The organism is Bosea sp. 685, from assembly GCF_031884435.1.
In the GTDB taxonomy this organism is placed as follows: Bacteria; Pseudomonadota; Alphaproteobacteria; order Rhizobiales; family Beijerinckiaceae; genus Allobosea.
This window is the reverse complement of record NZ_CP134779.1, coordinates 1,402,864-1,428,819: the sequence shown is the minus strand read 5'-3', so window position 1 is coordinate 1,428,819 and position 25,956 is coordinate 1,402,864. Positions and strand designations below refer to the sequence as shown.

At 65.9% G+C, this 25,956-nt stretch carries 36 protein-coding genes; 16 read left to right on the top strand and 20 right to left on the bottom strand.

Annotated elements, in window-relative coordinates; genetic code table 11:
- Positions 1 to 51: 51 nt before the first annotated feature.
- Positions 52 to 324, bottom strand: a complete 273-nt coding sequence (locus tag RMR04_RS08000) for a hypothetical protein (RefSeq protein ID WP_311916076.1) — start codon at positions 322 to 324, stop codon at positions 52 to 54.
- Positions 237 to 785, bottom strand: coding sequence for a winged helix-turn-helix domain-containing protein (locus RMR04_RS32080; RefSeq protein WP_410492213.1), 549 nt, complete (start codon positions 783 to 785; stop codon positions 237 to 239). Before RMR04_RS32080 ends, RMR04_RS08000 begins: the two co-directional genes overlap by 88 nt.
- On the opposite strand from RMR04_RS32080, the gene RMR04_RS07990 reads away from it, so the two are divergent.
- Both RMR04_RS07990 and RMR04_RS07985 read left to right on the top strand, forming a co-directional pair.
- Positions 762 to 1,271 carry a pentapeptide repeat-containing protein gene (locus RMR04_RS07990; RefSeq protein ID WP_311914008.1) on the top strand — a complete coding sequence of 170 codons (510 nt, stop codon included), beginning with the start codon at positions 762 to 764 and terminating at the stop codon, positions 1,269 to 1,271. The two genes, RMR04_RS32080 and RMR04_RS07990, sit on opposite strands and share 24 nt — an antisense overlap.
- 91 nt (positions 1,272 to 1,362) lie before the next feature.
- Positions 1,363 to 2,148 (top strand): ADYC domain-containing protein, encoded by a 786-nt coding sequence (locus tag RMR04_RS07985; RefSeq protein WP_311914006.1) that lies wholly within the window; start codon positions 1,363 to 1,365, stop codon positions 2,146 to 2,148.
- An 86-nt stretch (positions 2,149 to 2,234) separates the two neighbouring features.
- Here RMR04_RS07985 and RMR04_RS07980 read toward each other — a convergent pair whose 3' ends face one another.
- The 3 genes from RMR04_RS07980 to RMR04_RS07970 form a co-directional block, all read right to left on the bottom strand.
- Positions 2,235 to 3,824, bottom strand: coding sequence for an ABC transporter substrate-binding protein (locus RMR04_RS07980; protein WP_311914004.1), 1,590 nt, complete (start codon positions 3,822 to 3,824; stop codon positions 2,235 to 2,237).
- Positions 3,825 to 3,945: 121 nt separating this feature from the next.
- Positions 3,946 to 4,332, bottom strand: coding sequence for a RidA family protein (locus RMR04_RS07975; RefSeq protein ID WP_311914002.1), 387 nt, complete (start codon positions 4,330 to 4,332; stop codon positions 3,946 to 3,948).
- Between the two features lie 99 nt (positions 4,333 to 4,431).
- Positions 4,432 to 5,610: a lytic murein transglycosylase gene (locus tag RMR04_RS07970; RefSeq protein ID WP_311914001.1), complete on the bottom strand. Its 1,179-nt coding sequence runs from the start codon at positions 5,608 to 5,610 to the stop codon at positions 4,432 to 4,434.
- A 555-nt stretch (positions 5,611 to 6,165) separates the two neighbouring features.
- Here RMR04_RS07970 and RMR04_RS07965 point away from each other — a divergent pair.
- From RMR04_RS07965 to RMR04_RS07950, 4 genes are all read left to right on the top strand, one after another.
- Positions 6,166 to 6,351 (top strand): hypothetical protein, encoded by a 186-nt coding sequence (locus RMR04_RS07965; protein ID WP_311914000.1) that lies wholly within the window; start codon positions 6,166 to 6,168, stop codon positions 6,349 to 6,351.
- A gap of 10 nt (positions 6,352 to 6,361) precedes the next feature.
- Positions 6,362 to 6,595, top strand: a complete 234-nt coding sequence (locus RMR04_RS07960; protein WP_311913999.1) for a hypothetical protein — start codon at positions 6,362 to 6,364, stop codon at positions 6,593 to 6,595.
- A gap of 500 nt (positions 6,596 to 7,095) precedes the next feature.
- On the top strand, positions 7,096 to 7,227 hold the full coding sequence (locus RMR04_RS07955) for a hypothetical protein (protein ID WP_311913997.1): 132 nt from the start codon (positions 7,096 to 7,098) through the stop codon (positions 7,225 to 7,227).
- A complete protein-coding gene (locus RMR04_RS07950) occupies positions 7,224 to 7,418 on the top strand; it encodes a hypothetical protein (protein WP_311913996.1) in 195 nt (64 codons plus the stop codon). The genes RMR04_RS07955 and RMR04_RS07950 overlap by 4 nt, the downstream gene beginning before the upstream one ends.
- A gap of 15 nt (positions 7,419 to 7,433) precedes the next feature.
- On the opposite strand, the gene RMR04_RS07945 is transcribed toward RMR04_RS07950, so the two are convergent.
- The 3 genes from RMR04_RS07945 to RMR04_RS07935 all read right to left on the bottom strand — a co-directional run bounded on the left by RMR04_RS07945 (position 7,434) and on the right by RMR04_RS07935 (position 8,902).
- Positions 7,434 to 8,246 (bottom strand): transglutaminase-like domain-containing protein, encoded by an 813-nt coding sequence (locus RMR04_RS07945; protein WP_311913995.1) that lies wholly within the window; start codon positions 8,244 to 8,246, stop codon positions 7,434 to 7,436.
- Between the two features lie 114 nt (positions 8,247 to 8,360).
- Positions 8,361 to 8,654 carry a type II toxin-antitoxin system RelE/ParE family toxin gene (locus RMR04_RS07940; RefSeq protein WP_311913993.1) on the bottom strand — a complete coding sequence of 98 codons (294 nt, stop codon included), beginning with the start codon at positions 8,652 to 8,654 and terminating at the stop codon, positions 8,361 to 8,363.
- Positions 8,642 to 8,902 carry a CopG family ribbon-helix-helix protein gene (locus RMR04_RS07935; protein ID WP_410492212.1) on the bottom strand — a complete coding sequence of 87 codons (261 nt, stop codon included), beginning with the start codon at positions 8,900 to 8,902 and terminating at the stop codon, positions 8,642 to 8,644. Before RMR04_RS07935 ends, RMR04_RS07940 begins: the two co-directional genes overlap by 13 nt.
- 259 nt (positions 8,903 to 9,161) lie before the next feature.
- Between RMR04_RS07935 and RMR04_RS07930 the strand changes: the two genes are divergently transcribed.
- Complete coding sequence (locus RMR04_RS07930; protein ID WP_311913990.1) at positions 9,162 to 10,364, top strand: pyridoxal phosphate-dependent aminotransferase; 1,203 nt, start codon at positions 9,162 to 9,164, stop codon at positions 10,362 to 10,364.
- Between the two features lie 7 nt (positions 10,365 to 10,371).
- Entirely contained in the window at positions 10,372 to 10,818 is a 447-nt protein-coding gene (locus tag RMR04_RS07925) for a rhodanese-like domain-containing protein (protein WP_311913988.1), read from the top strand.
- 85 nt (positions 10,819 to 10,903) lie between these two features.
- Here the strand turns inward: RMR04_RS07925 and RMR04_RS07920 are convergent, their stop codons facing one another.
- Together RMR04_RS07920 and RMR04_RS07915 are read right to left on the bottom strand one after the other, a co-directional pair.
- Positions 10,904 to 11,665, bottom strand: a complete 762-nt coding sequence (locus RMR04_RS07920; RefSeq protein ID WP_311913986.1) for a class I SAM-dependent methyltransferase — start codon at positions 11,663 to 11,665, stop codon at positions 10,904 to 10,906.
- Positions 11,662 to 12,021, bottom strand: coding sequence for a DMT family protein (locus RMR04_RS07915; RefSeq protein WP_311913984.1), 360 nt, complete (start codon positions 12,019 to 12,021; stop codon positions 11,662 to 11,664). The genes RMR04_RS07920 and RMR04_RS07915 overlap by 4 nt, the downstream gene beginning before the upstream one ends.
- Before the next feature lie 175 nt (positions 12,022 to 12,196).
- Between RMR04_RS07915 and RMR04_RS07910 the strand changes: the two genes are divergently transcribed.
- Positions 12,197 to 12,676, top strand: a complete 480-nt coding sequence (locus RMR04_RS07910; RefSeq protein ID WP_310148412.1) for a YaiI/YqxD family protein — start codon at positions 12,197 to 12,199, stop codon at positions 12,674 to 12,676.
- A 109-nt stretch (positions 12,677 to 12,785) separates the two neighbouring features.
- Here RMR04_RS07910 and RMR04_RS07905 read toward each other — a convergent pair whose 3' ends face one another.
- The gene (locus tag RMR04_RS07905) at positions 12,786 to 13,598 is read right to left on the bottom strand and encodes a crotonase/enoyl-CoA hydratase family protein (RefSeq protein ID WP_311913980.1); all 813 of its coding nucleotides are present in this window, start codon (positions 13,596 to 13,598) and stop codon (positions 12,786 to 12,788) included.
- A gap of 159 nt (positions 13,599 to 13,757) precedes the next feature.
- On the opposite strand from RMR04_RS07905, the gene RMR04_RS07900 reads away from it, so the two are divergent.
- Both RMR04_RS07900 and RMR04_RS07895 read left to right on the top strand, forming a co-directional pair.
- Positions 13,758 to 14,747 (top strand): Bug family tripartite tricarboxylate transporter substrate binding protein, encoded by a 990-nt coding sequence (locus RMR04_RS07900; RefSeq protein ID WP_311913978.1) that lies wholly within the window; start codon positions 13,758 to 13,760, stop codon positions 14,745 to 14,747.
- Between the two features lie 98 nt (positions 14,748 to 14,845).
- Positions 14,846 to 15,970 (top strand): PQQ-dependent sugar dehydrogenase, encoded by a 1,125-nt coding sequence (locus RMR04_RS07895; protein ID WP_311913977.1) that lies wholly within the window; start codon positions 14,846 to 14,848, stop codon positions 15,968 to 15,970.
- A 45-nt stretch (positions 15,971 to 16,015) separates the two neighbouring features.
- On the opposite strand, the gene RMR04_RS07890 is transcribed toward RMR04_RS07895, so the two are convergent.
- Together RMR04_RS07890 and RMR04_RS07885 are read right to left on the bottom strand one after the other, a co-directional pair.
- Positions 16,016 to 17,200 carry a hypothetical protein gene (locus tag RMR04_RS07890; protein WP_311913976.1) on the bottom strand — a complete coding sequence of 395 codons (1,185 nt, stop codon included), beginning with the start codon at positions 17,198 to 17,200 and terminating at the stop codon, positions 16,016 to 16,018.
- A complete protein-coding gene (locus tag RMR04_RS07885; protein ID WP_311913974.1) occupies positions 17,197 to 18,036 on the bottom strand; it encodes a DUF6502 family protein in 840 nt (279 codons plus the stop codon). The genes RMR04_RS07890 and RMR04_RS07885 overlap by 4 nt, the downstream gene beginning before the upstream one ends.
- A 129-nt stretch (positions 18,037 to 18,165) precedes the next feature.
- Between RMR04_RS07885 and RMR04_RS07880 the strand changes: the two genes are divergently transcribed.
- Both RMR04_RS07880 and RMR04_RS07875 read left to right on the top strand, forming a co-directional pair.
- Positions 18,166 to 18,348, top strand: coding sequence for a hypothetical protein (locus tag RMR04_RS07880; protein ID WP_311913973.1), 183 nt, complete (start codon positions 18,166 to 18,168; stop codon positions 18,346 to 18,348).
- A gap of 31 nt (positions 18,349 to 18,379) precedes the next feature.
- Positions 18,380 to 18,556, top strand: coding sequence for a hypothetical protein (locus RMR04_RS07875; protein ID WP_311913972.1), 177 nt, complete (start codon positions 18,380 to 18,382; stop codon positions 18,554 to 18,556).
- Positions 18,557 to 18,621: 65 nt separating this feature from the next.
- Here RMR04_RS07875 and trmD read toward each other — a convergent pair whose 3' ends face one another.
- The 6 genes from trmD to ffh form a co-directional block, all read right to left on the bottom strand.
- Complete coding sequence (gene trmD, locus RMR04_RS07870) at positions 18,622 to 19,308, bottom strand: tRNA (guanosine(37)-N1)-methyltransferase TrmD (RefSeq protein WP_311913971.1); 687 nt, start codon at positions 19,306 to 19,308, stop codon at positions 18,622 to 18,624.
- Positions 19,309 to 19,311: 3 nt separating this feature from the next.
- The gene (locus tag RMR04_RS07865) at positions 19,312 to 19,983 is read right to left on the bottom strand and encodes an HAD family hydrolase (protein WP_311913969.1); all 672 of its coding nucleotides are present in this window, start codon (positions 19,981 to 19,983) and stop codon (positions 19,312 to 19,314) included.
- On the bottom strand, positions 19,973 to 20,500 hold the full coding sequence (gene rimM, locus RMR04_RS07860; RefSeq protein ID WP_311913967.1) for a ribosome maturation factor RimM: 528 nt from the start codon (positions 20,498 to 20,500) through the stop codon (positions 19,973 to 19,975). Before rimM ends, RMR04_RS07865 begins: the two co-directional genes overlap by 11 nt.
- A gap of 99 nt (positions 20,501 to 20,599) precedes the next feature.
- On the bottom strand, positions 20,600 to 20,959 hold the full coding sequence (rpsP, locus tag RMR04_RS07855) for a 30S ribosomal protein S16 (protein WP_311913965.1): 360 nt from the start codon (positions 20,957 to 20,959) through the stop codon (positions 20,600 to 20,602).
- Positions 20,960 to 21,002: 43 nt separating this feature from the next.
- The gene (locus RMR04_RS07850) at positions 21,003 to 21,266 is read right to left on the bottom strand and encodes a hypothetical protein (protein ID WP_066613406.1); all 264 of its coding nucleotides are present in this window, start codon (positions 21,264 to 21,266) and stop codon (positions 21,003 to 21,005) included.
- Positions 21,263 to 22,849, bottom strand: a complete 1,587-nt coding sequence (ffh, locus tag RMR04_RS07845; RefSeq protein WP_311913961.1) for a signal recognition particle protein — start codon at positions 22,847 to 22,849, stop codon at positions 21,263 to 21,265. The genes RMR04_RS07850 and ffh overlap by 4 nt, the downstream gene beginning before the upstream one ends.
- A gap of 308 nt (positions 22,850 to 23,157) precedes the next feature.
- On the opposite strand from ffh, the gene RMR04_RS07840 reads away from it, so the two are divergent.
- Both RMR04_RS07840 and RMR04_RS07835 read left to right on the top strand, forming a co-directional pair.
- Complete coding sequence (locus RMR04_RS07840) at positions 23,158 to 23,589, top strand: hypothetical protein (RefSeq protein WP_311913960.1); 432 nt, start codon at positions 23,158 to 23,160, stop codon at positions 23,587 to 23,589.
- A gap of 71 nt (positions 23,590 to 23,660) precedes the next feature.
- Positions 23,661 to 24,179 carry a CAP domain-containing protein gene (locus tag RMR04_RS07835; RefSeq protein WP_311913959.1) on the top strand — a complete coding sequence of 173 codons (519 nt, stop codon included), beginning with the start codon at positions 23,661 to 23,663 and terminating at the stop codon, positions 24,177 to 24,179.
- Positions 24,180 to 24,271: 92 nt separating this feature from the next.
- Here the strand turns inward: RMR04_RS07835 and RMR04_RS07830 are convergent, their stop codons facing one another.
- Positions 24,272 to 25,186: a LysR substrate-binding domain-containing protein gene (locus RMR04_RS07830; RefSeq protein WP_311915769.1), complete on the bottom strand. Its 915-nt coding sequence runs from the start codon at positions 25,184 to 25,186 to the stop codon at positions 24,272 to 24,274.
- 101 nt (positions 25,187 to 25,287) lie between these two features.
- Here RMR04_RS07830 and RMR04_RS07825 point away from each other — a divergent pair, with 101 nt between their 5' ends.
- On the top strand, positions 25,288 to 25,884 hold the full coding sequence (locus RMR04_RS07825) for a nitroreductase family protein (RefSeq protein ID WP_311913957.1): 597 nt from the start codon (positions 25,288 to 25,290) through the stop codon (positions 25,882 to 25,884).
- Positions 25,885 to 25,956: the final 72 nt, after the last annotated feature.

Genomic DNA, 25,956 nt, shown 5'->3' with positions numbered 1-25,956 from the left:
AGCGGCGCAGACCCGGGATGACGGAGTGGCTCCACGAAAAATCATCAAGCGCTAGCCGCATCCGACAGGATGCCAGCCTTGCGTTTCCTCATCCTCCTCCTCGCTCTGCTCGCCGGCCCCGCCATCGCCCAGACCCACCAGGTCACCGGCGTTGAGGCGCATGAGGGTGCGTTTCGCGTCACGCTGAGCGACGGAACAATGCGCGAGCGCGAGGCGCTGACCGGAATGGTGCTGGTCTACCAGCAGGGCGACCAGCGCATCCGCATCCGCATCGCCGGCATCAGGCAAGACCCCGACGACAGGAGCGGCCGCCGCCTGCTGCATGATTTCCGCAATGCGGCGACCGCCGGACCGCTCTGCCAGCCCGCGCCGGCCGGCACACGCGAGGGCTTTCCGATCGCCGGACGCGCCAATGCGACCGGCGCGATCAGGCGCTCCGAAACGCTCCTCAGACCTTCTTCTCGATGTTCCAGAAGAACTGCGCCGGCGAGAGCGCCATGCCGGTCAGGCTCTTGCGGAACGGTGCGGATGACGCGCTGGGCCTCACCGCTATCGCTGACCGCCTTGCGGGCGGCGTTGATGCGGCTGGTCAGCGAGGATTCGGAGACGATGCGGCCCTGCCAGACGCTGTCGAGCACGTCGTCCTTGCTGACCATGCGTTCGCGGTTGCGCACCAGGTAAAGCAGGAGGTCGAAGACCTGCGGCTCGATCGCGATCACGGAGCCGCTGCGGCTCAACTCGTGCCGGCCGGCATCGAGCACGTGATCGCCGAAGACAAACCGCATTCGCGCTTCGAACCTGCCCGTCTGCATCGCCTCAAGAAACAATCAAGCGTTTCTCAAGCAAAAGGCAAGCGGCTCTTCAAGCATGCCGTTGGGTTGTCCGGCATTGTCTCTCCATCGGGGCCGGCACTGACGCCGACCCGCATCTCAAGGGGAACGACCATGACCAAGATCTTCGCCGCTGCCGCCCTCGCCGCCGCCATCCTCGCCGCCGCTCCTGCCAGCGCCACCATCGAGCCCAATGGCTTCTCGCTCAACGGCATGAACCTCAATGGCTTCAGCCTGAACGGCATGAACCTGAACGGCTTCACCCTCAACGGCATGAACCTCAACGGCGCCATCCTCAATGGCTTCACTGTCAACGGCTTCACCGTCAACGGCGCCTGCCTCAACGGCATTGAGGAAAACGGCTTCACCGTCAACGGCCGGGACCTGCAGGGCGCCGCTCCGGCAGCCCTCACCCTCGTCGGCGTCGAGCTGGCCGATTGAACCGGACGCTCCGCAACAGCCGCAAAGAACTCCTCCCCTTGCGGGGAGGAGTTCTGCGTTTACGCTAGCCGCAACCCGACAGGAGCCAGCCTTGCGTGTCCTCATCCTCCTCCTCGCTCTGCTCGCAGCCCCCGCCATCGCGCAAACCCGCCAGGTCACCGGCGTCGAGGCGCATGAGGGTGCGTTTCGCGTCACGCTGAGCGACGGGACAATGCGCGAGCGCGAGGCGCTGACCGGGATGGTGCTGGTCTACCAGCAGGGCGACCAGCGCATCCGCATCCGCATCGCCGGCATCAGGCCCGATCCAGACGACAGGACCGGCCGCCGCCTGCTGCATGATTTCCGCAATGCGGCGACCGCCGAACCGCTCTGCCAGCCCGCGCCGGACGGCACGCGCGAGGGCTTTCCGATCGCCGGCCGCGCCGATGCGACCGGCGCGATCAGTCCGGCCGGACCGGGCGCCTTCGAGATCGTCTGCACCTCGGGCGCGCAGGGCAAATGCGTGCGCTTCGGCTACGGCCCCTGGCAAAGCCAGCCCGACGGCGCGAGCATGGCCGAGATCTACAACGCCTGCACCCATATGGTGCGCGCCGACTATTGCGGCCTGGGCGAGGCCACGACGCGCAATGGCATGTCGATCGACGTCTATGACGTCCACGCCATCCAGAAGCCGGAGAACAGCCCGAGCCAGGAGTTCGAGGCCGGCTGGGGGCCTGGCGGGGCAGTCTGCGTCCGCCATGTCCGGGTCAAGGAAAACACCTCGCTGGAGCGCCTGGCCGCGACCTGCCCGCGCCTCGCCGGCAAGCTCGGCGAGGGCTGTACGGAGGCAACTGCACGGGCCGCCGGCGCGAAGCTGTTCAATCGCTCCGCGCCGTGAGTGGACCAGAGCAGGATGCGAAAAAGTGGGAACCGGTTTTTCGCATTGATCCTGCTCTCACTCCTTGATGAGATCCGAAACGCCCCTCAGACCTTCTTCTCGATGTTCCAGAAGAACTGCGCCGGCGAGAGCACCATGCCGGTCAGGCTCTTGCGGAAGGCCATCGGCTGCTGCACCAGCCCGGCGGGAACATAGGGCACGAACTCGAAGGCGCGCCGCTCCAGCGAAGCCGCGATCTCCTTCTGCTTTCCGACATCGGGCTCGGCGATCCACTGGTCGCGCAGGCCTTCCATCGTCGGATCGTCGGGCCAGCCGAACCAGGCAGCGCCGCCATTGGCGCGCATCAGCGGATGCAGCGCCGGGTTGAGCGTGTCGGCGCAGGACCAGAGCGTGTGGAACGCCGACCAGCCGCCCTGCTCGGGCGCGCCGCGATTGGCACGCCGGCCGATGAAGCTCGCCCAGTCGGTCGCCACCAATTCGGCGTTCATGCCGAGCTTCTTGAACAGATCCTCCGTGACGAGGCATTGCTGATAGGCGATCGGCTGATCGGCCGGCGCAAGCAGCACGACCTTCTCACCCTTGTAGCCGGCCTCCTTGAGCATGGCCTTGGCCTTCTCGAGATTGGCCTGCATCGCTTCCGCGCCGCCCGCCCCGGTCGACATCGGAGAGCCCGGCGTGAGGAAGGTCTTGGCCTCCTGATAGTACGCCTTGTCGCCGACCACGGCTTCCATGTAGTCGGTCTGGTTGGCCGCCATCATCACGGCGCGGCGGATGCCGGGATTGTTGAAGGGCGGCTGCAACTGGTTGAAGCGCATCAGCAGGAACAGGCCGAGCGGCACGTTCTCGATCGCGATGTCCTTGTTGCCCTTGAGCACGGGCAGCAGATCGACCGGCGGCTGCTCGTACCAGTCGACCTCGCCCTGCATCAGCGCACCGACAGCCGCGGAGGCTTCCGTCAGCGCCAGCCATTCGATGCGGTCGATCCTGGCGATCTTGCCGCCCGCCGCCCAGGACGGCGCTTCCTCGCGCGGCTTGTATTTGGCGAAGCGCTCATAGATCGCGTTCTGACCGGGGATCCATTGCTTGTCCATGAAGCGCCAGGGACCGGAACCGACCGCCTCGGTGATGTTCTTCATGTGGTCGGTCGTCGCCACCCGCTCGGGCATGATGAACGGCACGTTCGACGACAGCTTGCCGAGCGCCGCCGGCAGCATCGGGAACGGCTTCTTCAGCCGGATTACGAAGGTCCGCTGATCGAGCGCGTCGTAACCTTCAACGAAAGTCGCGAAAGTCTGGCCGAAAGCGTCACGCTTCGACCAACGTGCGATCGAGGCGATGCAATCCTGCGCACGCACCGGCTCGTCGTCATGGAAGAACAGCCCATCGCGCAGCCGGAAGGTCCATTTCAACCCGTCCGGCGCGGTCTCCCAGGCTTCGACCATCTGCGGCTTGATGCCGAACTGAGCGTCGGTCGCGAACAGGGTATCATATATCAGGTAGCCGTGATTGCGGATGACATAGCTCGTCGCTGTGATCGGATCGAGCGACGGCAGGGGCGTCGACGGGATAAAGCGCAGGATATTGGCCCGGCTTTGCGAAAAAGCGCGGTTCGGCATGAAACCGGAAGCAGCGAGCGCAGCCGCTCCCTTCAAAGCATTGCGGCGATCGATCGGCATGGCATCTCCTCCTGCTGTCCGGGTCAGCTCTATGACACGCCCAACTCAAGCAAGAGATATACCAGACGTCAATCACTCATCGACCATCGCCGCGCGGTCTCTGCCGCAGCGGCAGGCGAGGTCACGGCAAGAGCCGCGCGGTGACCTCAATCTCGACCTTCATCTCGGGCTTGAGCAGGCCGGCGACGACATAGATGCCCGCTGCCGGGCGGATCTGCCCGAAGACATCGCCGCAGACGCCCAGCACCGGCTCGCAATAGCTCCGGTCGGTCACGAAATACTGCGCCCGCACCACCTGCGAAAGCGACGAGCCGGCCTCCGCCAGCACAGCCTGGATCGTGCGGAAAATATTACGCGCCTGCTCGGCTGCATCCTCCGGCAGCGTCATGCTGGCGTAGTCATAGCCGGTCGTGCCGGAGACGAAGACGAGATCGCCGTCGATCACGGCGCGGGAATAGCCGAAGGCGGTCTCGAAGGGCGAACCGGTGGAGATGAGGCGGCGGGGCATGCGATAGGCTCCGATGAGATCACCCGCGCTGTCTGAAACCGAGCGACGCGTTATGCCACCCGATTTCTGCGCGCGACGGAAAACGCCAGCGTCAGCCCCTCAAACCCGCCCGCTCTTGAGCGCGCGCAGCACCTTTTCGCCCGGCCTGCCGGTCTGCGCCATGCCGATCTTGGCCTCGATCTGCTTGATCGCGGCCCGCGTCAGCGCGCCGACCGCGCCATCGGGCTCACCGACATCATAACCGCGCGCGATCAGCAGGCGCTGGAGCTCGCGACGCTGTTCGCGCGAGAGCGGCAGATCGTCGGTCGGCCACTGACCCTGCACGCCGGGCCGGCCGCGCAAGCGATCGGACAGGAGGGAGATCGCCAAGGCGTAGGAGTCCGCGCCATTGTAGCTGTAGGCCGCGTCATAGTTCTTGAAGACGAGGAAGGCCGGCCCCTCGCGCCCAGCCGGCATCAAAAGCCCGGCATTGCCGGAGCCGGTCAGCGCCGAGCCGTCGAATTTGACGATGCCACGCGCCGCCCAGGACGAAACCGGCTGCTTGGGATTGCGCCCGGTCGAGCCGGAATAGCCTGATGGTACACGCACCTCATAGCCCCAGGGCGCGCCGGTGACCCAGCCCGCCTTGGCCATGAAGTTCGCGGTCGAATGCAGCGCATCGGGAATCGAATCGACCAGATCGCGCCGGCCATCGCCATCGCCATCGACAGCCAGGCGCAGATAGGTCGAGGGGATGAACTGGGTATGGCCGAAGGCACCGGCCCAGGAGCCCATCAATTGCTCCGGCCGCAGGTCACCGCGCTGGATGATCTGCAGCGTCGCGATCAGCTCGCCCTTGAAGAAGGCGTTGCGGCGCGGTGCCAGACAGGCCCCGGTCGAGAGTGCCTGGACCAGCGGCATCTTGCCCCGCGCCTTGCCGAAATCGCTCTCGACGCCCCAGACAGCGACGACGGTGTGGCGGTCGACGCCGAAGCGGCTTTCGGCGGCGGCGAGCGTCGCGGCATGCTGGCGCAGCATGGCGCGGCCTTCCGCGACCTTCTCGTCATCAACCAGCGTGCCGAGATAGTCCCAGATCGGCGTCTTGAACTCCGGCTGGTTGTTCATCGCCTCGATCACCTTCATGTCGGGCTGAACGCCCGCCATGGCGCGGTCGAAGGTGGCACCCGAGACGCCCTTGGAGGCCGCCTCCGAACGCAGCCCCGCCACGCAGGACTGGAAATCCGCCTGCGCTGCCGACGCGACGAGGATCAGAGGCAGGGCCAAGGTCAATGCGCGCATCATCTCACCGAAAACTGGGTCCACCGAATCACAAGCTTGGCGCGAATTTAGAGGTTGTTAGGGGCAATGGGGGCGATTTGATGAGGTCAAAACGACGGAGATGGGAGGAGCATTGCGCAGGCGATACCATCGGTATCGGCAAGCGATGCGACGCTGCAGCTCCGTCGTTTTCACCTCACCCGCAGGGCGCGGCGATTTTGCGCGACTGCGGCGTCGTTCTTCGTAGCAAACCGGATATCGGCAAGCGATGCGACGCTGCAGCTCCGTCGTTTTCACCTCACCCGCAGGGCGCGGCGATTTTGCGCGACTGCGGCGTCGTTCTTCGTAGCAAACCGGAAGGTTTGCGTCCTCGAACTCCTGGCATTCGCGCAAAATCGCCAGCGTCAAATCACCCCCATTGCCCCTAACAACCTCTAGAGCCGGCCGGTTAACGGGGGTTAACCCTGGCGGCAGCCGGTCGTTCCGTCTTTATGCCCGCTTTATGCGCACCGGCGTCTTCCACATCGCAAGCTTACCGGCATCGGACCTACATCTCCGGCATCGATGGAGATCGAGATGACCACGCATTCGCACTACCCCCACACCAATCAGCAGCGCCGCGCGAAAGCCGTCTACGGCACGCTGCGCACCAAGCGGCCCATGGTCGAACTGTTTGCCGCGGAGCTTTGCCTGCTGGCTTTGTTCGCGCTCGCCGCCGCCGGCATTGTCGGCCTGCGCGCCTGGCTCGCATTGGCGAACTGAGAGCATCACGATGGGCCAAGCCAAGCCGTTCCAACCCGAACTCGACACCACCAGCCATCTCTTTCTGGTCGGCCGCTCGACAGCCGGCTTCTGGGTCGCACGCGACCTCGAAGGCCGTTCGGAAGGGATTTTTCGCGACAAGAAGGACGCAGTCCGCTTCGCATTGTTCGAGGGCGGCCACCCCAACGCCGTGATGCTCTCGCCCAACGCGGTCGAGCCCAGCTTCGGCATGGGTGTCCGCTGACCGACGCCGAAGAACAGGCGGCCCGGCAGGCGCGCCGCCTGGACCGCGACCTCGCCGCCATCCTGCTCCGCGCAGCCGGTGAGCTCATCGACCAGCTCGTCGCCGTCGGTATCACCGACCCCGCCGATATCGCGCGCCGGCTCAACCGGCGCGGCTTCCCCTGCCATGGCCGCGCCCGCTGGACCGCGGGCGCGGTGAAATCCGTGCTGCGGCGCAAGCTTGCCTGGGATGAAGCTGCGTGAAGAATTGACGGCATGAAGAAACAGCGTGCGCTGCCAGCGCCACTGTCCTAGACTCATGGCCTGCTTCGACATGACGAGGCTTGGCGTTCCGCCAGGCTCGGCCGCGGCAGGCGAAAGCCGGCCAGCCATGACGTGGCGATCCCAGGATACAGCGATCCCCCTTCGCCGCCCGGCGCGCCGGCCGAGTCCTCTCGACTTGGCCTCGCATCGGCCCGCGCACTCATAGTCCCTAACAACCTCAAGCCCAGGAGCCTGACGATGTCCAAAGAACAGCGCGGCAATCGCGAAGCCAAGAAGCCCAAGCAGGACAAGCCGAAGGTCACGGCCGCAGCGCCATCGACCTTCGCGGCCGTCGTCGCCAAAGCGGCAGGCGGACCGAAGAAGAAATGATCCGCTTCAAGACGATCGAGCCCGAGAAGGCCGAAAAGCCGCCGGACAAGCCTGTCGCGCCGGCAGCTGCGGTCATCGTACCCGAGCCCGCAACTGACGATGAAGAGCCGGCTGCCAAGCCCAAGGGCATGACCCGCAAGACGCCGCTGCGGGCGAAGAAGCCGGAAGCGGCGCCGCTTTTCGACAAGTAGCGGCGGCGGCAGGCCTTACGCCTCCACCACCTCGTCGGTCCAGACCTTGAAGCTCGTCAGGACATTGGGACCGAAGGTGGTGGCGATGGCGACGTCTGCGGCGTCGCGGCCGCGCGCGATCAGCACCCGGCCGATGCGCGCGACATTGTTGCGCGGATCGAACATCTGCCAGCCGCCCTCGAGATAAGCCTCGAAGGACGCAGCGAAATCGCCCGGCGGATAAGGCGGCGGCGTACCGACGTCGCCAAGATAGCAGGTGCAATAGCGCGCCGGAATGTTCATCGCCCGGCAGAAGGCGATGGCGAGGTGGGCATAGTCACGGCAGACGCCGCGCCCCTCGCGATAAGCGTCCGATGCGGTGCGCGTTACGCTGGCGTCGTTGTAGTTGAAGGCGATGCGCTGGTTGACGAAATCGCAGATCGCCTGAACGCGCGGCGCGCCGGGCTGGGTGTGCCCGAAGAGCTGCCAGGCGAGATCGAGCAGGCGGTCGGAGTCGCAAAACCGGCTCGCGATCAGGAAGGTGATGCACTCCTCCGGCAATTGCTCGACTGGAACCTGCCCTGCATTGCGATTGAAGGATTCAGGCAAGCCCGTATCGGAGATCACGGCATCGGCCGTGATCCGCATATGGCCCTGCGGCGCGAGCAGACGACTGCACCAGTTGCCGAACACGTCGCGATAGGCGCTGACGGGAACGGAGGGGCTGATCCGCATATGGTCGGGCGCGGCGAGATCGGAGACCCGGCTGAAATGCACGTGCAGCATCAGGATGACCGGGGTCGGTTGTGGAAAGTCGTAGTCGAGCTCGTAGCCGATCCTGAGTTTCACGCGATGCCTTCCGCGCGACATTGCGCGCTGGTGATGGGTGGCCCCTCAGCCGGTGCAATCACCATGCACGTTTCCGGCCAAGACCACGATCATTCCGACTCGGAATTTGATCGCCTACAGATATTCTGCTTCGCGGCCGTGTCTCACCGCCAGGATGATTACGTCCCTGTTGTCGTAGCGGTAGAGCGCAACATAGCCGCCGGAGCCAAAGGCGACAGGCCATTCCCGGAATTCTGCCGGCATCTCGGGGACAGGCCGGCCAGCCGCCGAATGTTCAGCCAACAGCCCGACGCCCTGCCGGATTGCCGCAGCAGCACGCTTTGCAGCCTCGCGATTCCTGGACGCCAGAAACGCATGCAGCCGTGCGACATCCCGCAGGGCCGCCGGCGACCAGATCAGACGTGGCATGCAGGCGGGTTCATGTCCTCGCCGGCTTCGAGCTTCGCCAACCAGGCGTCGGCTTCCTCCGCTGTCACATGAAGACCCGTGGTCCGATATTCCTCCCAGGCGGCGTAGGCCTCCTGCCGTTGCTGTTCCTGTCGCTCTTCACGCGCGACGTATTGCTCAATCGCCTCACGCATTAGCCAATGCGTGCTGCGCTGCTTGATCGATGCCAAGCGTTGTACCCGCTCCTTGGTGGCGTCATCGAGTTTCACGCTCGTCGTTCCACTTGCCGCCATGGCGCGCCTCCTTAGGTGTCACCTTTGCACACCTTAAAGCATTTGCCGCGCCGGAGCATCCGAAAATCATGGCGGCACGCCGCCCCACGCCACGCTCAGGCGTGAAATCGCGGTCAATTCGCTTCGCTTCTGCGAATGATCAAGCACTCTTGCTTGCGGTGCCGGCGCTTGAGTCCTAAACCACGCGCGCGCCAGCATCGGCGCTACCTTGTCCGCCCCTCCGGAGATCAGTCCCATGGCCTTTCTTGCCGACGCCCTGAAGCGCGTGAAGCCGTCTGCGACCATCACCATCACGCAGAAGGCCCGCGACCTGAAAGCGCAGGGCAAGGACGTGATTTCGCTTTCCGTCGGCGAGCCCGATTTCGATACGCCGGACAATATCAAGGAAGCCGCCATCTCCGCCATCCGGCGCGGCGAAACCAAGTACACGCCGGTCTCCGGCATCCCGCAATTGCGTGAGGCGATCACGCGCAAGCTCAAGCGCGAGAACGGCCTCGACTACAAGCCGAGCCAGACCATCGTCTCCACCGGCGGCAAGCACGTCATCTACAACGCCCTGCTCGCCACGCTGAACCCGGGCGACGAGGTCGTCTGCGTCTCGCCCTATTGGGTCAGCTATCCCGAGATGGTGGCGCTCTGCGGGGGAACGCCGACCTTCGCCGAGACCAAGATCGAGAACGAGTTCAAGCTCCAGCCGGAAGAACTCGAGCGCGCGATCACGCCCAAGACCAAGTGGGTCATCCTCAACTCGCCTTCGAACCCCTCCGGCGCGGCCTATAGCCATGCCGAGATGAAGAAGCTGACCGATGTGCTGATGCGCCACCCCCATGTCTGGGTGCTGACGGACGACATGTACGAGCACCTCGTCTATGGCGACTTCAAATTCGTCACGCCCGCCCAGGTCGAGCCCGGTCTCTACGAGCGCACGCTGACCATGAACGGCGTCTCGAAGTCCTACGCCATGACCGGCTGGCGTATCGGCTACGCGGCGGGCCCACAGCATCTGATGAACGCCATGGACCTCGTCCAGGGCCAGCAGACCTCGGGCACCTCGGCGATCTCGCAATGGGCCGCGGTCGAGGCGCTGGACGGCACGCAGGAGCATATCCCGGTCTTCCGCAAGGCCTTCGAGCGCCGGCGCGACCTTGTCGTCTCCATGCTCAACCAGACGCGCGGGCTGGTCTGCCCCAAGCCCGAAGGCGCCTTCTACGTCTATCCCGATTGCTCGGCGCTGATCGGCAAGAAGCTGCCCAACGGCAAGACGATCGAGACCGACGAGGACCTGGTGATGGGCCTGTTGGAAGATCAGGCGGTTGCCGCCGTGCACGGCTCGTCCTTCGGGCTCGGCCCCAACTTCCGCATCTCCTACGCGACCTCGGACGAGAAGCTGGAAGAGGCCTGCCGCCGCATCCAGCGCTTCTGCGCCGAACTGCGCTGAGACGATCATGAAAAGAGGCGAGCGCCGGCCGCAGGCTGCCGCTCGCCCTTTGTCCCGCCGCTATCTACTGGCGGCGCTTGCTTCCATGGCGCTGGCGAAAACCGCCCGCGCGCAAAGCTCGGGCACGCTGTCGGCCCGCGAGGCCTACGACGGCGTCACGGCCGGCGCGCTGCTCATCATCGACATCCGCACACCCGACGAATGGACCGACACCGGCGTCCCGCAGGGTGCGCTCCGCCTCGACGCCGAGTCGGCCGGCTTCGAGGTCCGGCTCGCAGGCATACGCCTCGACCATCCCGGCAAACGCATCGCCTTGATCGACCGCAGCGGCGGGCTGGCAGCCAGCATTCAGGCGAAACTCGCCGGCCGCGGCTGGCGCGACCTCGTCATGGTCCGCAGCGGCATGCTGGGGCCGGAAGGCTGGCTGTCGGAGAAGCTGCCGGTCGTACCGTAGAGCAGGATGCGAAAAAGTGGGCACCGGTTTTTCGCATAGGTCCCGCTCTCACTCTGAGATCATCCGGCTCTGACCGCCCCGCAGATCAGGTGATCTCCGCCAGCCTTGTGTCCTGCGACAGCACCAGGCACCAATGCGGCTCGAAATCGGCGCCCAGCGGCCAGATGAAAGCCTCGAAGATCGCAAGCAGCCGCTCCTGGTAGCGCTCGAACCAGGCCCTCTCGCAGAGCACGAATTTGGTCGCGCCGACGATGGTCTCACGGTCGATCACGCAGAGCGGCACGATCTCCGGATTGGCCTCGAGATAGGCCTGCACCGTCACCATCAAGGTCGGGTAGCCCGGATGCAGCATATCGTCGAGCACGATCAGCCCGCCCTCAGTGAGGCAGGCCGTGGCGAGCGCGAGATCCTTGGCCAGCGCCGCGCGCGAATGCTCGCCGTCGATATGGATGAAGCGGAAATGCGATCCGCCGGCATGGCCCATCAGCTCGGCCGGTGTCATCGTGCCGCTGTCGCCCTTCACGGTAACGCGCCGCTCGGGCCCGATGCCATGCTTCAGGCAATTGGCCTCGAAGCGGTCCTTCACCCCGTCATCGGGCCAGGAGAAGATGTCGAGCGCGACCGCCAGCTCACCGGGCTCCAGCGCGTGCACCAGCGCAATGAAGAAGCGGCCCTCAAAAGCGCCGATCTCGGCGAGCGACCCGCCCACGCCCATTTCCGTCTGGAGCCGCAGCAGCCGCGCGCAGATCGCGGCGGCAAAGCGCGAGGACATGCCGACGACGCTGTCATAGCCCTGCGCGAGATAGGCAGCGACAGCGGAATGCCCGGGAGAGGGAATGCTCGTCATGCGGCCTTGCCCTGAAAGATGAAGAAGGCTCCGGCGGCAATCAGCGCGAAGCCGATGGCATGGTTCCAGCTCAGATCCTCCTTCAGCCAGAAGATCGAGAACAGCGCGAAGACGCTGAGTGTGATCACCTCCTGCATCGTCTTGAGCTGGGCGGCGGAATAGACGGCCGAGCCGATGCGGTTGGCCGGTACGGCCAGCATGTATTCCGGCAGCGCGATCATCCAACTCGCCAGGATCGCCAGCCAGATCGCCGTGCTCTTGTAGCTGAGATGCCCGTACCAGGCGAAGGTCATGAAGACATTGGACCCGATCAGCATGACGATCGGCAGGATATGCGCGGTGGAGATTGCGGGCATGGAGGAGACGGTTCCGTTGGCGGGACGCTGGACGACTCTAGGGCGGCTGCGCTGTTCCCGACAGTGACAGACTTCGGCCCAAGTGCGGGGACGATCGCGCGGGGATGCGATGGCACCAGCGTGAGCCGAGCGCAATCGCCCTTCACCAACAGGACAGGCCTGCTATAGCGAGCCGATGACGGATCATCCCAAAACGATCGCCATCTATGTCGATGCCGATGCCTGCCCGGTGAAGCCGGAGATCTACCGCGTCGCCGAGCGCCATCGCCTGAAGGTCTTCGTCGTCGCCAACAGCTTCATGGCTGTGCCGCGAGAGCCCTGGATCGAGCGCGTCATCGTCTCGGACGGGTTCGACGCCGCCGACAACTGGATCGCCGAGCGCGTATCGCGCGGGTCGATCGTCGTCACCTCCGACATCCCGCTCGCCGATCGCTGCATCAAGGCCGGCGCCGACGTCATCGGCTCGACCGGCAAACCCTTCACCGAGGCCTCGATCGGCATGGCGCTGGCCACGCGCGACATGATGGAGGATTTGCGCGCGATGGGCGCGGCAAGCGGCGGGCCAAAACCCTTCTCGCCAAAGGACCGCTCTGCCTTCCTGCAGGCGCTCGATCTGGCGATCCAGCGCTTGAAGCGAGCGGGGCTTGCAGGGTAGCAAGTCAGAATTGCCGTGGCCGGCCTTGAGCCGACCACCTTTGGCCGAAGAAGGCGCCCAGGCGGCTCCCGGGTCGACGCTTCGCTCCGCCCGAGAATGACGTTCAGTCTCAAATATCCCCGAAATCGCCGCCGCGCCCCTTGCCGCTGGCGAACCGTCCCGCGCCGGTCGCGCCCTCCGTCGCAATCGTCGCGACACCACCAACCCATTCCCGCGCCAGAGCCTCGCGCACGGGCAGACCATGGCCGGCGATCGCACTGCGGCGGTCGGCGAGCATCGCGCCTTGCGGAAAGCGCACGATCTGCTGCGCCATCGCTTCGGCGGCGGCACGCGCCTGCCCACGCGGTACGGTCTGCTCGCACAGCCCAATCCGCAGCGCCTCCTGCGCCTCCACCTTGCGGCCAGTCATGATGATCTCCAGCGCGCGGCCTTGCCCGACAAGCCGCGGCAGCCGTACCGTGCCGCCATCGATCAGCGGGATGCCCCAGCGCCGACAATAGACCCCGAAATAGGCGTCCTCCGCCATCACACGGACATCGCACCAGAGTGCAAGCTCCATCCCGCCCGCCACTGCCGGCCCCTCGATCGCTGCGATCAACGGCTTGCTCATCTCCAGCCGCGACGGCCCCATCGGGCCGCGTGGCGGCTTGGCTCCGTCAGCGGGAAAGGCGAGCCCCTCGACGATCTCGGCGTTGAACCGCGCCGGGTCGGTAAAGGCCTGCGCATATTTCAAATCCCAGCCGGCGCAAAAAGCCCCGCCCTCACCCCAGAACACGATCGCGGAGACGGAAGACTCCGCGTCGAGTTCAAGAAATGCCTTGGTCAAGGCTTCGGCGCTCTCTGGATCCATGGCATTGCGCGCCTCGGGCCGGCTGTGGATCACGGTCGCGACCTTGCCTGCGCGTTCGATGCGGATGGTCATTCGATCTCCTCCCTCGTGTTTTGTCGTTGATGGTCTGCTTTTCGCGCAGGCTACAGGCCTTGGGTGCGCATATAGCTGCCGCTGGACGCATGACGCCTTTGTCCGTAAATCTCGCAGCAACAAGGCCCGTCTCCAAAACGGGCGCTGGGGAGGAAATTCATGTCACTGACCCGCCGCTCCGCGCTCGGCCTGCTGGCCGGGACCGTCTCTGTGCCGTCGTTCCTGGCGCCGTCGATCGTCCGGGCACAGAGCTTCCCGGCCAGGCCGATCAGCCTCGTCGTGCCTTATCCGGCGGGTGGCCCCACTGACGCCATCGCCCGCTTCGTGGCGCAGGAGATGTCGACTTCGATCGGCCAGAACGTGCTGGTCGACAACCGCGCCGGCGCCTCGGGCGCGGTCGGGACGCGTGCCGTCGCCCATGGCGCCGGCGACGGCTACACCATCATCTTCGGCAACAACCAGACGCATGGCAACAACATGTTCCTGCTGAAGGAGCCGGGCTATGACGCGGTCAAGGATTTTGCTCCGCTTTGCGGCGTCGGCGCCTTTGAGCACGCCTTCGTCGTTCGCAACGACCTGCCTGCAAAGACCATCGCGGAGCTGATCGCGCTGGCCAAGGCCGATCCGGGCAAGCTGAACTACGGCTCGACCGGCGTCGGCTCCGGATCGCATCTTGCGATGGAGCTGTTCATGCAGCGCACCGGCATCAAGATGACGCACGTGCCCTTCCGAGGCGCGGCTCCCCTGGTGCAGGAGATCGTCGGCGGGCGCATCGACATCGCCAATTCGACGCTGCCGAGCGTGCTTGAACAGATCAACGCCGGCACGATGCGCGCGCTTGCCCTGGCGAGCCCCGAGCGCAACCCGCGCGCCAAGGACATCCCGACCTTGCGCGAACAGGGCGTGAGCAATGCCGACGCCGATAGCTGGGCGGCGTTCTTCGCCCCAGCAGCGACGCCTGCCCCGATTCTCGACCAGCTTTCCAAGGCGGTGATGGCCGCGATCGCCAAGCCCGCAATCACCGAGGCGATCCTGAAGCTCGGCTTTACGCTGAAAGTCCGCGGCCCCGACGCCTTCAGGCCCTATCATCTCCAGGAGATCGCGACCTGGAAGCAGATCATCGCCGATGCCGGCGTGAAGCCGGAATGACACGCGCCAACTCACGTCAGCGTGAGATGGAAGCAACCGAGTGGTGATCGGCGCGGTTATCCCTATCTGACTGTCTGACGTCGGATCAGGAGCCCATGATGCATCGACCCGTCCTCGCTTTGGCGCTCGCGGCCGCGCTGACCTTGCCTCTCCCGGCTCAGGCCCAGCAGCGCTTTCCCTCGAGCGCGGGCGAGCTTCTGGTCGAGACCGTGGCGAGCGGGCTGGAGCATCCCTGGGGCCTCGCCTTCCTGCCCGATGGCCGCATGCTGGTGACGGAGCGCCCGGGCCGGTTGCGGATCGTCGCCAGTGACGGCGCGCTCTCGCGGCCGTTGACCGGCCTGCCCAATGTCGCAGGCCGAGGCCAGGGCGGCCTGCTCGACGTAGTGCTCGATCCGAAATTCGCCGAGAACCGGCTGATCTATTTCTCCTTCTCCGAGCCCCGCGTCGGCGGCAACGGCACGAGCGTGGCGCGCGGCCGGCTCAATGCCAACGGCACGGGGCTGGAGAACGTCGCAGTCATCTTCCGGCAGATGCCAGCGATCAACAGCACCTTGCATTTCGGATCACGGCTCGTCTTCGACCGCACGGGCGCACTCTTCGTCACGGTCGGGGATCGCTACAGCGAGCGCGACCAGGCCCAGAACCCGGAGAACCATCTCGGCAAGATCATCCGTATCCGTCCCGAAGGCGGCACGCCCGCCGATAACCCGAAGAAGCCGGGCTGGCAGCCGGAGATCTGGTCGATAGGCCACCGGAATGTGCAGGGTGCAGCTCTCCATCCACAGACAGGCCAGCTCTGGACCGCCGAGCACGGTGCGCGCGGCGGCGACGAGGTCAACACGCCCAAGGCCGGGCTGAACTATGGTTGGCCGGTCATCACCTATGGCGTCGACTATTCCGGCGCCAAGATCGGCGAGGGCACGGCCAAGCCCGGCATGGAGCAGCCGCTGTTCTACTGGGATCCGTCGATCGCGCCCTCGGGAGCAGCCTTCTACACCGGCGGCGTCTGGCCGGCCTGGAAGAATTCGCTCTTCGTCGGGGCGCTCGCCGGCCAGATGCTGATCCGGCTTTCAACCAGCGGCGAGACGGTCAGCGGCGAGGAGCGGCTGCTGACCACGCTGGGCGAGCGCATCCGCGATGTCCGCCAGGGCCCCGACGGCTATCTCTATCTGCTCAGCGACGATGACAAAGGGAAAGTGCTGAGGGTGCGCCCGGCTCTGTGATGGACATCCATTCGGCGATTGCTTGCCGCATTCCTATCCGAAAGCTCAGCGCGGTCCCCCGCCTCCACCACCAGATCCCCCGCCGCCAGAACCTCCTCCTCCGCCAGAGCTTCCTCCTCCGCCTGGCCCACCGCCGCCGCCCGGACCACCGCCACCGCCGCCCTCACCACCAGGGCCAGCGCCTCCAGGCCCAGCACCTCCCGGGCCTCCGCCCGGTCCGCCTCCGGGACCTCCTGCTCCCGGGCCGCCACCTGGGCCAGCCCCGCCGCCTCCAGAGCCGCCACCGCCTTCAGAGCCATTGCCACCGCCCTCGACCCGGATCGCGGCGAGGCTCAGTCCGCCCTGCGTATCGACCATGAGTTCGACCACTGCACGTGCCGTCGTCAGATCGGGGATCGATGCCACCTCGGCGGCGTCCGCAAAGGCCAGACCCATGCCGAAGCGCAGATTCGCGCCGTCGCGACGCAGGAAGGCCTCGAGCGACAAGCGTGTCACGCCCGGTTCGAGCGGCAGCGCCTCGGGCGCCATATGCGCGACGACGAAGCCCCCAGCGGTCGGCCGGCCGGTCACGACGAGGCGTTGCCCGGCCCAGGCGGGGTCGGCCCCGGCGAGTTTCAGCCCACCGATCCAGAGCCCCTCATCATCGGCTTCAACCGTCCCGGTGACGCGGTCGCGCGCCGCCTTGGCCGGCTCGACCAGGCTCGCCACGATGACAGCGTCCGGTCGACGCAGGCCACTGACCGCGACATCTGCGCCCAGGCGCCACCAGGGAGCCGGCTCCAGCCCGGACACATCGATGCGCTGGTTGAGCACATTCATCGTTCCGTCGGCGATCTCGCGGATCCGGCCGACGACCTCATGTACCACCGCGATCCGGGAGGTGACCGGCCCGGTCCTTCCCGGCCTAGTCGCCACGCGCACGACCTGGCCGAGGCGCAGATCGCGCGGCGATGCAGACCTGCCGTCGATCGTCACCGGAACGCGCGGCGGATAGGCGATGCGGACATCGTTGACGACGATGCTGCCGAAACGGCGAATGGTGCCGACGAACCCGGTGCCACCGATGCCGCGATCCCCGCTGGCCTCGGTGGAGGGCGCAGCTCCCGTGCCGCCAATGCCCCGATCTCCGACCGTCTGCGCCTGCAGCCGCTGCATCGTTTCCGGCAAGACAAGGCCGCCGGCGAGCAGGGCCAGCAAACGGCGGCGCGAGAGCAGGGAAGCGCGCCTCATTTCGGCCCGCCGGCATCCGGGCCGGTCGCCTCGCCATAGACATAGACGCCGAAATTCCAGCGCGCCGAGCCGCCCGGATCCGTCAGGCAGGCAGCATGGGCCTCCCGATTGGCCGTCTGCAGAGCCTCCAGGGCAAGCACCCGAGCGCGCTGCTCGAGCTTGCGGGCAAGCTCCGGCGAGAGACCGTCATAGTGCACGGCGCGCTCCAGGAAGGGTGGTTCGGCGGCAAGCACGTTGGAGACCGCCGCGGCGACATGATCGTGCAGGTTCCGGCCGAAATAATAAAGCTTCCGCTCATCGTCCCCACGCGGGATGAAGGCCGCCTCGGCGAGCACGACCCGCCCCTCGCCGTCGAGGCTGACGAGGCCGCTGTCGAGCCATTCGTCGAGCACCGCGCGCGGCCGGACATCGCGCGTCACCGAAGCGACCAGAGCCTCGAAGGAGGGCTCGGCATCGCCCGCCAGGCGCGCCAGCGGCAATGGCTTGCCGTCAGGCGCGCTGAAGGCCGGATCGGCCAGCCAACGCGAGACGATCGACGAGGTCCGCGAGACCGAGGCCGGCACGGTCGCCACCGGTGCCCCGGCGCCGCGCAGCCGGCTGACCTCCTTGCGGTGAATGCCCGTCAGCAGGCTGACGCGGCTATCCGTCTGTTCCTTGCCCGGCAGGCCGAAATCATGCTCGGCCACATTGACGTAAAGCTCGCGCAGGAGCTGGGCCAGCGCCGGAAAGGTCGTGCCGCTGCGAATGCATAATCGCACCAATGGCCGCAGCAGGCGCGCGAGCGGCCCCTGCAGCGCGGCGGATTCCGGGGCGGAACGCGGCGGCACGAATGTCATCGCTCTCCCTTACCCAATCGAGGCGTGGGACACAATCCCACAAAATTTTTGCGCTGCACTCTTGACGCGAGCAGCTCGCGTGGATTTATATGTGGGAAATATACCCACACGCAACATTCCGAGACAAACATGGTCGTCGCCAGCTTCGCCGCAGAGCCTCCCCTCACGATCGACCGCCCAGCCCCGCAACGGAGCCACCACGCCGGTCTTGCCCGGCTTGGCCGTTGCCTGTGGCTCGGCTGCGCCTTCGCGACGCCCTATCTCGTCTTCCTGTGGCAGACCCATTTCTTGTTGCAGACCCATGCGCGCTGAACGGGTCGCTTCCCCAAACCGGGTCTTCTCGATGAACGCGTTCGAACCGGCCAATCGCAAGGCTCAGCCTGCGCGCCAGGTGACAGCAGGCCCGCAGGAGGCAGCGACGTTCGACCTCAACACCGGGCTGATCATCTTCATGCTCGGGCTGATCATCGGCTTCGCCTTCGCCGTGCCCTATGCCGTCTTCATGCTCGGGCTGGAGTAGCGGCCCGGACAGAATCGCGTCGCGAGGACGCCGGCCGAACTTGCTTGCCGATCCAGCCTTGCTGATCAGACCTTGCCGATCAGATCCGGCCGCCGTTCGCGCGTGATCGTCTCCGCCTGTTCGCGCCGCCATCTGGCGATACGGGCATGATCGCCCGAAAGCAGCGCCTCGGGCAGGCCCCTGCCCTCCCATTCGCGCGGGCGCGTATAGTGCGGGTATTCGAGCAGGCCGTTCTCGAAGCTTTCGTCCTGGCCCGACAATTCCTTGCCCATCACGCCGGGGATCAGGCGCACGCAAGCGTCGAGCAGCAGCAGCGCCGCCATTTCACCGCCCGACAGGATATAGTCGCCGACGGAGATCTCGGTCAGGTCCCGCCCCTCGATGACGCGTTCGTCGACGCCCTCAAAACGACCGCAGACGATGACGACGCCTTCGCCCGCCACCCATTCCCGCACCAGCCCCTGATCGAGCCTGCGGCCGCGCGGCGACATCAGCAGGCGCGGACGTGTGTCGTCAGCGGGAACCGCCGCATCGATCGCCGCAGCCAGCACGTCGCAGCGCAGCACCATGCCGGCCCCGCCACCGGCCGGGTTGTCGTCGACATTGCGATGGCGGCCGATGCCATGGTCGCGGATTTGGTGTGTCTCCAGCGACCACAGGCCCTTGCGCAATCCCTCGCCCGCCAGCGAGACGCCAAGCGGGCCGGGAAACATCTCGGGATAAAGCGTCAGGATAGAGGCGCGAAAAGCCATCGCTCAAGCAAAGCGCAGCGCGGGCAGCCCGTCCAGCGCCGTAAAATCCTTGGCGCTGGCGATGACGTTGTCGAAGCCGGCGAAATCCTTGGCGCCGAGCATGCTCAGGATCGCGACCGCGCGCATGTCGGCGCGGCGCGCGGCCTCGACGCCGTTGGGCGCATCCTCGAAGACGACGCAAGCTTCGGGCGCGACCTTCATGCGTTCGGCAGCCCCCAGAAACAGATCCGGATTCGGCTTGCCGCGAAAACCCTGGGACGGCGCGATGATGGTGGCGAAGCGCGAGCGCAGGCCCAGCGTGTCGAGCACGATGTCGATATTCCCGGGCGGAGCCGCCGTGGCGACAGCCATCGGCACGCCAGCCGCATCGGCCCGCGCCATCAGGTCGAGAAGGCCGGGCATGGCTACGACATGCGGGCCGTAATTCCGCCGGTAGAAGAGTTCCTTCTCCTTGCCCATCGCCTCGATCTCGGCCGGAGTGGCATTGGGAAAGAGTGGGCCGATGATCTCGCCGACCGCCATGCCGGCGGTGTGCGAAAAGAAGCTGTCGCGGTCGAAGGGCAATCCATGCGTCACATGCAGATGCTCCCAGGCATCCTCATGGAAGCGCATATTGTCGACGATGGTGCCGTCCATGTCGAAGATCAGGGCGCGAACGAGACCGTTACTTGTCATCGTCGACCTCGAACAAGCCCTCGGGCGGCTCGGCCTCGATACGCCGGGCCGTGACGTCGATACGCGGCGCGAAAGCCTTGGTGAAGGGCATCAACACCGAGCGGCCATCGGGCGTCGCGATGTCGAGCAGATCGCCGGCGCCGTAATTGGCGACGAACGTGACGGTGCCGAGCATCGCACCGTCGGGGCCTACCACTGCGCAACCAATCAGATCGGCCTGCAGGAATTCGTCCTCGTCCTCGACCAGTGGGAGCTTGTCGCGGGCGACGAAGAGCTTCACCCCGGCCAGGCTCTCGGCCGCCTCGCGGCTGGTCACGCCCTTGAGCCGGGCGACGACCACCTCCTTGGCCGGGCGGATATCGGCGATCTCGAAACGCCGGCCCGCCTCATCGCTGAGCGGGCCGTATTCGGCGATCGCCAGCGGATCGCCGGTAAAGGCCTTGATCCGGACCTCGCCCTTGATGCCATGGGCTGCGCCGATGACCCCGAGCAGAACGAGACCGGTGTCAGCGGCCATCAGGCGTCATGGCCGGGCTTGACCCGGCCATCTCCTGCCAGAGGTTCTCGGGTCGAAGCTGAGCTTGGCCCGAGAATGACGCCTGGACCCGCATCAAGCTCACGCCTCGGCTTCAGCCGGGGCAGCGCTCTTGGCGGCGTTCTTCTCGGCGCGCTCCTTGGCCTTCTCGCCGGGAAGAGCCTTGTTCGGGTTGTTGCGCGCCGGACGCTTGGCGAGGCCGGCGGCGTCGAGGAAACGCAGCACACGGTCGGTCGGCTGGGCGCCCTTGGCGAGCCACTCCTTGGCCTTCTCAAGATCGAGCACGACGCGCTCGGCCGAATCCTTGGCCTTCATCGGGTCATAGGAGCCGATCTTCTCGATGAAGCGGCCATCGCGCGGCGAGCGGGCGTCGGCGACGACGATGCGGTAGTACGGGCGCTTCTTGGCGCCGCCACGGGTCAGGCGGATCTTGAGGGACATTCGCGTCTTCCTTGGTTGGGTATCGTTTTGGGTTGGGTTGAACTCAGGCTTTGTTGTCGTCGACCAGCTGATCGATCATGGCCCAGGGATCGTCCTTCATGCCGGTCGACGTGAAGACTTCGAGATCGATGGAGCCGTCCTCGAGAACGTCGATCTCCCAGTATTCTCCGGGCGCATGCACGAAGAAGGAGAAGGCGTCGTCCCGGTAGGATGAGGTTTCATAGGACAGGTTGGCGTCGTCGAGACGCGCCTTCACCTGCTTGAACACGTCGAACATGCCGACGCGCATTTCGGTCGGTTTGGTCATTTCTTCTTCCCTCCGAAGGGATTGTTGCCCCCAAGCCCAGGCAGACCGCTGCCGAGCCCCGGCAGCTTCGGCATCATGCCGGCAGGCGGGGTGACGCCCTTGGGCAGCCCCGGAAAACCGCCCGGCGGAAGGCCCGGCATGCCGCCGCCGGCGCTCATCTGCTTCTGCAGTTCGGCAAGCTGGGCAGGGTCCATCTTCGACGGGTCGAGCCCGCCCGGCAGTCCGCCCATGCCGCCACCACCAATCCCGAACATCTGGCCGAGCTTGCCGAGCATGCCGCCCTTCTGCTTGCTCATCGCCTTCATCATGTCGGCCATGCCGCGATGCATCTTGAGCAGCTTGTTGATCGCCTCCGGCGTGGTGCCAGAGCCTGCCGCGATGCGCTTCTTGCGACTGTTCTTGAGCAGATCGGGATTCTTGCGCTCGGCCGCCGTCATGGAATCGATGATGGCGATCTGGCGCTTCATCATCTTGTCGTTCACGCCGGAGTTGGCGAGCTGGCCCTGCATCTGCTTCATGCCGGGCAGCATGCCCATCACGCCGCCAAGGCCGCCCATCTTCTCCATCTGCTGCAATTGCATGCGCATGTCGGAGAGGTCGAAATTACCCTTGGCGAGACGCTGCGCCAGCGCCTGGGCCTTGTCGGCATCGACCGTCTCGGCCGCGCGCTCGACCAGGCCGACGATGTCGCCCATGCCGAGGATACGATTGGCGACACGCGAGGGATGGAAATCCTCGAGCGCATCGACCTTTTCGCCGGTACCGACGAGCTTGATCGGCTTGCCGGTGACGGCGCGCATCGAGAGCGCCGCGCCGCCGCGGCCGTCGCCATCCATACGGGTCAGGACGATGCCGGTGAGGCCGACGCGCGCGTCAAAAGCGCGCGCCGTGTTGACGGCGTCCTGGCCGGTCAGCGCGTCGGCAACGAGCAGCACTTCATGCGGGTTCGTCGCGGCCTTCACCTCGGCGACTTCCGCCATCAGCGTATCGTCGAGCGTAACGCGGCCGGCGGTATCGAGCATGACGACGTCGTAGCCGCCGAGCTTGCCGGCCTCGATCGCGCGACGCGCGATCTGCACGGCGCTCTGGCCGGCCACGATCGGCAAGGTCTCGACGCCGACCTGCTTGCCCAGGATGGCGAGCTGCTCCATCGCGGCCGGTCGCCGCGTATCGAGCGAGGCCATCAGGACGCGCTTCTTGTTGCGGTCGGTCAGGCGCTTGGCGATCTTCGCCGTGGAGGTGGTTTTACCGGAGCCTTGCAGACCCACCATCAGGATCGGCACCGGCGGCACGGCATCGAGCGTGATGCCCTCGCCCTCGCCGCCGAGCATGTCGATCAGCGCGTCATTGACGATCTTGATGACCTGCTGGCCGGGTGTGACCGATTTCAGCACTTCCGCGCCGACGGCCCGCTCACGCACCTTCTCGGTGAAGGAGCGCACGACCTCGAGCGCGACGTCGGCCTCGAGCAACGCCTTGCGCACCTCGCGCAGCGCGGCGTTGACGTCCTCCTCGGTCAGCGAACCCCTGCGGGTGAGACCCGAGAGGATGCCCGATAGCCTGTCGCTCAAAGTGCCGAACATGCGGCGATTGTCCTGTCTGCCTGGTTTCGTCTGTCGTCAAAACCGACAATACCGCCAAACGGTTTCGCGCCCGAGGGCGCGGACGCGCTGTCGGGCGTTGACCTCCGGGCTCGAAATGCTCAGGGAGCGGCCCGGTCGGCTGATGCGGTCTCGTCGATGTCGGCGAAACGAATGCGCGGGTTAAAGCGGGAGAATGTGGCGAAAGTCAAGATTGGCACATCAGATGAGGCACGTGGAGGCGCGAACACTTGCCCCAACCACAACCCTGAGGTTTAAAGGCACGCCCAAATTTTCATCAGGGACCTGCCATGGCCGCGCGGACGACGACCCTTTCAGCCCTTGCCTTCACTGCCTTGCTCCTCAGCCTGTCGCGAGCCCAGGCCCAGCAGGCCTGCCATAATAATTTCAAGACCGATGGCGTTCCGATGGTGACCGGCTTGACCTATCGCAGCTGGGACCTCGTCACGAATCGCGCACCGGCGGCCGTGCTGAAGAACCTGGCGGCTGCCGTCGCCGCGGAGGGCTTCGCCGGCATCCGCGTCGACAATGCCACGAGCTCCGTCGTCGCGATCCAGGAGACCACCGGTTCGGGCCGGCCGCAGACCCTGCGCGTCACCGCCCGCAAGAGCGGGCCGGCCACGCGCGTCGACGCCGCCTTTGTCGTCCAGCAGGGCCAGATTGCGCCGGAAGGCTATGTCCGCGACGCGCTCTGCCGCGTCATCGCCGGCGGCCGCGGCTGAGATCGTCGCATAACCACTGAAATTACAGTACCGGTACAAGCATGGCGCACCCGACCGATCGAAAGGCGACGATGGACCTGCATCTTTTCCGCATGGCGACGCTCGCCATGACCCTGGTCGCCGCCGGCTGTGCCGGCGATCCGCGCAGCACCGCGCCTCTCAGCGCCACAGCCACCGAGCGCCTGGCCGCTGTGAAGCTCGACACGGCCGCCGCCACTCGCATTTTCAACGCCTATCGCGCCAGCAATGGCCTCAGCCCCGTCAGGCTCGATCCGACGCTGACCGCCATGGCCCAGCACCAGGCCAATGCGATGGCCGCGGCGAACACGCTCTCCCATGATGCCGGCGGCAGCTTCGTCTCCCGCGTCCATGGCGCCGGGCTGAAAGCGGGGCGTACGGCGGAGAATGTCGGCGGCGGCTATTATTCGACCGAGGAGGCCTTCGCAGGCTGGAAGGCGTCTTCCGGCCACGACGTCAATCTGCGCATGCCCGAGGCGACGCGCTTCGGCATCGCTCTGGCCAAGGCCCCGCAGACCCAATACGGGGCCTGGTGGGCGCTGGTGATCGCCGGCGAGCCGGAAAAGCGCTGAGCTCGGCACCGGGCCGGCGGGCTATTTCAGCTCGAACCTGCCTCTTTCCTGCACCGCACGCCCTTGAGAGCAAGTCGCCTTTTCGTCACAGATCACCAGCTTTCAACGCGAGCCGGCGGCAATGCCGCCTGCTCGCCCAACCATGTCAGGAAGGTATGGATCGGACGGCGCGGTTCGACGGTCTGCCGTGTAACGAGCCAGTAGGCCGTCCCGAGATCGACGGCTTCCGCGAACGGCCGGACCAGCTCTCCACGCACCAGCCATGTCTCGGCCAGGCGCTCGCGTGCCAGCGCGACGCCCTGCCCCGCCGCTGCGGCGTGCAGGAGGAGCGAGGAACTGGCAAAGCGTGGGCCCTTGTCGAAGCGTCGCGCCATGGCCGGACTCACCTCGGCACCAGCCTCCCGCAGCCAGCGGCTCCATTGCGCCAGCACATCGCCATCATGCAGCAAAGGCACCAGGCCGAGATCGTCGGGACATGTCAACTTCGCGGCTATCCCAGGTGTGCAAACGGGAACCAACCTGTCGCTCATGAATGGTTCAACCTTCACGCCCGGCCATGGGCCGGCTCCCATGCGGATGGCGAGGTCACAGCCGCCGGAGCGCGGCGTGACGATTTCCTTTGCTTCCTCCAGCCAGATTTCGATCTGCGAATGCCGCAAGTGAAAGGCCGGCAAACGCGGCATCAGCCATTCGGACGCGAAAGACGAAGTCGTGCTGACGCGCACGACATGGTCGCTCACCTCTAGCAACTCCCGCGTTCCATCATGGAGAAGATCGAGAGCCGTTCCGGCAATCGCTGCATAAGCCGCTCCGGCCTCTGTCACGATCAGCCTGCCGCCCTCCCGCCTGAATAGCGGCCGGCCGATCCACTCTTCAAGCTGCTGGATCTGACGGCTCACGGCTCCATGTGTGACGCCGAGTTCAGCCGCTGCAGCAAGCGTCGTGCCGTGTCGAACCGCCGCCTCGAATGTCTTCACGGCGTTGAGAGACGGCAGTTTCCGGGGCATTCGAACAGGCCTGTGAGTTTTTTGCACACCGTCCGGAAAATTGCTCAGCCCAGCCGAAAGCACAAGCGTGGCAGAAGCAAGTCATCGCAGAGAGGAATCGCATGAACGACCGAGCCGCCGTCACCGAATACCCCATCGACCCGGCGTTGGCCGGCCGATGGAGCCCACGCGCCTTCGCTTCGAGCACGATCGACGAAGCGGCTGTGGCTTCGCTGTTCGAAGCAGCGCGCTGGGCTCCGTCGGCGAACAACCTGCAACCCTGGGCCTTCATCCATGCGTCGCGCGGGACGGAGAATTTCGATCGCCTGCATAGCTGCCTGAAGGAAGCCAACGCGATCTGGGCCGGCAGCGCAGCTTTGCTCGTGCTGGCTCTTGCGCGCCCCATAAAGCCTGACGGCAATACCAACCTTCACGCACGCTACGATCTGGGGCAGGCCGTCGCGTATATGACCTTTCAGGCGACCGCACTCGGACTGCATGTCCATCAGATGGGTGGGTTCGACACCGACCGAGCCCGCACGGTGATGGGCATCCCGATCGACCATGAAGCCGTGACCGCCATCGCCATCGGACGACGTGGCGAGCCGTCGAGCCTACCTGCACCTCTGCAAGACAGGGAGTGCGCGCCGCGTACCCGAAAATCGACGAAGACGTTCGTCTTTCCCGGTCGTTGGCAGGAGCAAGACGGCCGGGAATAACGGCCGAGACGAGCAGCCCCGCACAACCGCGGAGGTCTTTTGGTTTTCGCCATCCCCTCCCACTCTCACACG